Source organism: Burkholderia sp. LMG 13014 (assembly GCF_905232215.1).
Taxonomy (GTDB): Bacteria; Pseudomonadota; Gammaproteobacteria; order Burkholderiales; family Burkholderiaceae; genus Burkholderia.
Genome location: NZ_CAJNKE010000927.1, coordinates 1 through 1,596 on the forward strand (window position 1 = coordinate 1; position 1,596 = coordinate 1,596).

Below are 1,596 nucleotides of genomic sequence, written 5' to 3' on the forward strand. Positions count from 1 at the left end.
GCAGCCCGAAGTCGTCCGCGGTGAAGATCAGCGCCCGCGCCGCCGGCTGCGTCGCCACGAATCAGGCCTCGTGTGCGCGCAGGAAGCGGAAGAACTCGACACCTTCGCGCAGGCGGCGCTTCATCATGTCCCAGCTCGTCAGCATCTCGCGGACGATCTCCCAGATCTTCGACGGGCGGAAGTAGAACTGGCGATAGAACTGCTCGAGATGGTGATAGATCTCGTCGCGCGACAGGTGCGCATAGCCGATCGCCGCGAGCTGCACGCCTTCCTTGCTCACCAGGTTGATGGTCTTGTTCTCTTCCATCCAGCCGTTTTCCACGGCCTGCTTGTAGAGCGTCGTGCCCGGATACGGCGCGGCGAGCGACACCTGGATCGTGTGCGGATTGATTTCCTTCGCGTACTCGATCGTCTTCTTGATGGTCTCCTGCGTCTCGCCCGGCAGGCCGAGGATGAAGGTGCCGTGGATCTTGATGCCGAGCTTCTTGCAGTCCGCGCTGAAGCGGCGCGCGAAATCGGTGCGCACGCCCTTCTTGATGTTCACGAGGATCTGGTCGTCGCCGGATTCGAAGCCGACCAGCAGCAGGCGCAGGCCGTTTTCCTTCAGGACCTTGAGCGTCTTGTACGGCACGTTCGCCTTCGCGTTGCACGACCACGTCATGCCGAGCTTGCCCAGGCCGATGGCGATGGCTTCAGCGCGCGGCAGGTCGTCGGTGAAGGTGTCGTCGTCGAACATCAGTTCCTTCACTTCCGGCATGTTGTCGCGGATCCACTTCGCTTCAGCGATCACGTTCTCGACCGAGCGCGTGCGGTAGCGATGGCCGCTGACCGTCTGCGGCCACAGGCAGAACGTGCAGCGCGACTTGCAGCCGCGGCCCGTGTAGATCGATACGTACGGATAGTTGAGGTAGCCGATGAAGTAGTTGTCGATCTTCAGGTCGCGCTTGTAGACAGGCGCGACGAACGGCAGTTCGTCCATGTTCTCGAGGATCGGACGCGCTTCGTTGTGCTCGATCGAGCCGTCCTTCGCGCGCCACGACAGGCCCTTGATCTCGGCCAGCGGCTTGCCCTCGGCAATTTCCTTGCAGGTGAAGTCGAATTCCTCGCGGCACACGAAGTCGATTGCCTCGCTCGCCGTGAGCGAGTTGTGCGGATCGACCATCACCTTCGCGCCCACCATGCCGACCAGCAGCGACGGCTTCATCTTCTTCAGGTCCTGCGCGAACATCGCATCGGTCGGGAACGACGGCGTGCTCGTGTGGATGATCACGAGGTCGTAGTCGTTCGCGATCTTCAGCGTTTCCTCGACCGACAGGCCGTCGGCCGGCGCATCGACGACGCGGCTGCCCGGCACGAGCGCGGCCGGCTGTGCGAGCCACGTCGGATACCAGAAGGAACGGATTTCGCGCTTCGCCTGATAGCGCGAGCCGGCTCCGCCGTCGAAGCCGTCATACGAAGGGGCCTGCAAGAACAGCGTTTTCATGAGTGCTCCGGTAGCCTGCATAGTTCGATTCGTCACAACGATTCAGTCAAAAAAAACCGCGGGCCGCCCTGCCGGCGCCCGCCTCTCTGTCATGTCGCGCCGCGCGGCCCCGC

Annotated in this window: 1 protein-coding gene; it reads right to left on the minus strand. The window is 62.8% G+C overall.

Going from position 1 to position 1,596, the window contains the following annotated elements; translation table 11 throughout:
* Positions 1–61: 61 nt before the first annotated feature.
* The gene (gene hpnJ, locus JYJ84_RS36210; protein WP_122944878.1) at positions 62–1,483 is read right to left on the minus strand and encodes a hopanoid biosynthesis associated radical SAM protein HpnJ; all 1,422 of its coding nucleotides are present in this window, start codon (positions 1,481–1,483) and stop codon (positions 62–64) included.
* Positions 1,484–1,596 lie beyond the last annotated feature (113 nt).